3 protein-coding genes are annotated in these 4164 nt (G+C 38.0%); 1 reads left to right on the plus strand and 2 read right to left on the minus strand.

What is annotated here, in order from left to right:
* Positions 1 to 174 precede the first annotated feature (174 nt).
* Entirely contained in the window at positions 175 to 2403 is a 2229-nt protein-coding gene (locus V7122_RS06610; RefSeq protein ID WP_335526097.1) for an AAA domain-containing protein, read from the minus strand.
* A 223-nt stretch (positions 2404 to 2626) separates the two neighbouring features.
* Between V7122_RS06610 and V7122_RS06615 the strand changes: the two genes are divergently transcribed.
* Positions 2627 to 2791, plus strand: a complete 165-nt coding sequence (locus V7122_RS06615) for a hypothetical protein (RefSeq protein ID WP_335355429.1) — start codon at positions 2627 to 2629, stop codon at positions 2789 to 2791.
* Positions 2792 to 3139: 348 nt separating this feature from the next.
* On the opposite strand, the gene V7122_RS06620 is transcribed toward V7122_RS06615, so the two are convergent.
* Positions 3140 to 4164: tetratricopeptide repeat protein (locus tag V7122_RS06620; protein WP_335526098.1), on the minus strand; the 1025-nt coding region annotated here is incomplete at its 5' end.

Here is a 4164-nt window from a genome sequence, read left to right on the forward strand (position 1 = left end):
AAATTAGTAGATTTTTTAGACTAATTACTTCATAACTTTCGATAAATAGTTATTTTAAAAAAGAAAAGCCGCCAATAAAGGCAGCTTGGTGAAACTTTTCGTTTAACAAACATAATTTAAAAAGGTATAAGTCGCCTATCTAAAATAGGTCGATCATCTCGGAAAACAGTTTAACTAAATCTGTTTTAACAAGTATTCACACACATTACTCGAACGAAGCTTAGCCGCTACATAAGGAGGCTGGACTCCCCTGGCACCTTCAAGCGGAAGTCCCAGCCACAAAACTTTCTCGTCAATGATCACAAATGGAAAGGGAAAGCTCTGATCTAGCCAGACATCGGAATTGCTCCACTTTTGTTTCGAAATAATGGTCAATTTTACTCGTTTTTCTCTATTTAATAACTGCTTAGTCCATTCTTCAGATAACTTGCTTCCCTCTGGCAAGGAGATGGTAATCGATGACTTTGCCGACCTTAGATCTTGAAAAATAGCTTCCAGTTTTCGCGCATGCATCCAGCTTAATTTTGGGTGTTGGTTGCGAATCCACGAGCCAATTTCTTTCGTTGTAACCGTTTGTTTGTTCCTTACTTGATGATCAACGAGTTGCCGCAGTGTTTTTCTTGGATAAACATGCTTTTCGATAAAATTTCTATTGCTGACGTGAAGAAATTTTCCTTTCGTTCTCGTAATAGCCACATTAATCAAACGTTCACTTTCCTTGCCAGTCAGCAGCATACCAGCCCGTTCTTGCGGGGCACTATCGACCGTATCAAAGATCATCACATCCCGCTCACTTCCCTGAAATCGGTGGACAGTAGCTGCAATAATATCCGCTTGGCTGCGTTCTTCCTCATATATCTCTTCAAGAAGCATCTCCATAAGATTCGCCTGAGCACGGTATGGTGTCACATACCCGATCGATTTAGCTCCACCTATATATGCTTCATGAATCAATTGAAAAGACAGCAGCAGCTGCCAGAGATTGAATCTGGAATTGGTTGCTTTATCACTTATACAATGCAGGCCCGTGAAACTCGAATCTATAAGCACAGCAGCTCGCTCTTTAAAAGGAGCAAGGCTTGTGATCCTATTTCTGCTTTTAAATACACTTTCGTGATCGCCAACCAGTGAATGATAGATGTACCGATTCGTAAAAGCTGAAATATCAGGGTGCATCCTGCGCTGTTCTTTTAATAAAAAAAGCTGCGGATGAAGCTTCTCTTCATTCAACCATTCCACCACTCCCGCCTTATGGAACACGTCCTCTTTCAGCCATGTGGCCACAAGAGGATCCCGGCTTGCGGCAATCGGAGGCAATTGCTTGAAGTCACCACAAATAATGACTCTCTTGCCCAAGGATGCGGCAAAAGCTGCTTGTGGAACATAGGCCATACTTGCTTCATCGAGGATGACTAGGTCATAATCCTGTTCATAAATAGCGCTGTCACTAGCCGCCTTTGCCAGCGTTGAGCCAACAATGAACGCCTCTTTGACTAACTGAATTTCTTCCTTCCGGACCTTTTCCAGCAGCCTGGCAATTTTTGTTTCCAGTTCCAGCAGATGATCTGAGTCTCGTTTACTGAAAGAATGAGCCAGGTCTTGCTTTAAGTGGCGTCTTTCTTCGACCAGCCTCTCCCTATCCTGGGCAAGGAGCGGATCTTGCTTTTCGATCATCATATTTGTCGTAATGTCGAGATGGGCCGAAAGAGTATCCCCTATGTTCCCACCGTAGCGGAGCACATCCCCTTCTCGAAATCTTTTTTTCTTTTTTATAAAATCAGTCAGTTCCCCCATTAAGACATCAACAGCTTGATTACTATGCGACAAAATCAATACTTTTTTCTTCTGAAAATATTTATTAGCTGCTGTTCTGGCCAGGGTGTATGTTTTACCGGTACCCGGGGGCCCCCAGACGAACGTGGCCGGATTATATTTGGACCGTAAAACCAATTCATGAACATTACTCTGGATCTTTTCCTCTGGGTGTTTCGTTTCCATGGAAGGATTCATCAATCTTTTCACTCTTAGCCGCTTCAGTTTGCTTTTTTTGATTTCATCCAAGCGCTCAATTAATTGTTCAAGCAATTCCCAAGGATCATGCAGCAAATACGCATCCGGAATGAGGTCGCCAAAGTTCTGCTCTAAGGCAAGAATAATTCCCCTGCCTTCAGAGGAAAGCACCTTTCCACTGCTTTTCATCGTTCCCCATTCCAATTTTATGGAGGAACCAACTGGGATTCTTAATGAGATGGCTGTATCAAAATAGTAGCTATACGGACCGTCGTTTGATAATAGTCGTCCATTTATAACTGAGTAGCGGCTCCCGCCAAACTTTTTTAAGTGATTTATCTCTTGTTGCAAGGCTTGCTGCCATTCTTTGATGTGTGTTTTGGTTGTTGTCATTTGTTTCCCCTTGTTATTTACTACTTGTAGATAATTTCCGATCAAATTGTACTGGTTATTATACATTAAAATGATTGCCTCGAATGGTAAAACTCATGCGTATTTCTGATTGTAATCATTGAAAAATGCAGCCGTCACTTGAGCGAAGGTGTAAATCCTCGGGATATATAAGTGGTATTGGTAAATAATATGAAGGTTAAGACATCAATTGAGGAGGAATTGTATGCAATCGAATCAACAAGCTAATAAGAATTTGGGTTCTGGTTCTAAGATGCAATCAGGATTAGCTGGAACGGATCCGCAGAAAGTAAAACAGGAAATTAGGAAAGATGTAAGTGAAGGGCAAGGGGCGATGACTTCGCGTGAAGCAGGGGCAATGCGAGACTAAAAATCACTCAATTGAGTGGTTTTTAGAACAAAAAATGCCTGTTCCCGGAAAATTAAAGAGCTATAGCGTCTGTTACTACCCGAATTTCGACATAGCCTGTCTAATTTATAGTTTCTAAAATTAGTCTTACATTTGATGTAAAAACCCATTTCTAAAAAGGAAATGGGCTTTTGACTATTTTAGTATTAATTTGCTACGCTGCTACGCACTCTAAATGGCTTGTATAGTGATGGCAGATTGATGTAGTAGTGTTTACCTAACTATAAATGAAATAAATTACAATATAAAAGTTTTTTTACAATGTAAAATCATAATAAAACATTGTAAGTTACACATTAATTACAAAATTTATTCTTTCCCAGCAGCAAATTCTTCCAATGGACTTGTATACTTTAAAATTAGCTTATCAAGTGCCTCTTCGGGATAGGATTTTAATTTTCTAGCCATAGAAGGTATTTTATCATATTCTCCCCTGATAGCTAATAATAAAATATTAAATTTAATAACTGTGTTATGATTATATATTTGCTTTAAATTATATCGCTCTTGATATATTTTAATTATATTTTCCATTTCCTTTTCATTATGGAATTTCGCACATATATGAAATTTATCAATTAATACCCTATGATTCTTAGGAAATTCTTCAATAGCTTCATTTATATCCAGCATTGCTTGTCTTTCATTATTATTAATGATAGCCTCAAATTGAGCTTTACATCTATAAAAGAACTCTCTAGCATTTTCATGTTTATTTATACGCAACTCATCAATTAATCGTCTTAGAATATTCACTTTATCAGGTATACTTGGCCCTCTAAGTAAACTTGTGAAATAAGCATGAATATGAAAAGGATTTCTTTTCTTGTCGTCCTCATAATTTTCTTTAGCTAACTTATATGCTGTATCGTAATCCTCTACGCTTAAATAGACTTGGACTAAATCTCTTTGCGCCCTTGCAAATGGTTTTCTCTTTGCTAAGGCCGCTTCATATCTTTCTATAGCTTTGTCTGTTTTACCGATTTGCCTATAGTAAAATCCAAAGAGAAAATCATGTTCAGCACCATCAATAAGTTGTATTTCCTCTTTAAACCTATCATCCTTATTTCTAGCAAGTGACATACATAAATAATACCTGATTTCATTTTTTATGTGTCTATCAATAAAGTTCTCATTTTGCAAGATTCGGTCTGCTAAGTTAATTACATCATCATAGTTTTTATGAACATCATAGAGTTCCTTCATTGACTGCAGAAAATGTGAAGGTACCAATAATTCTTCAACTTCGCTGATTCTATCTTCGATAATGGCCCTTTTAATTAAAAATTGATATTTAGAAACATCACTAAGATACCCTTCATCATCCTTATTAT

It is taken from the genome of Bacillus sp. JJ1532 (assembly GCF_036965085.1).
Lineage (GTDB): Bacteria > Bacillota > Bacilli > Bacillales > Cytobacillaceae > Cytobacillus.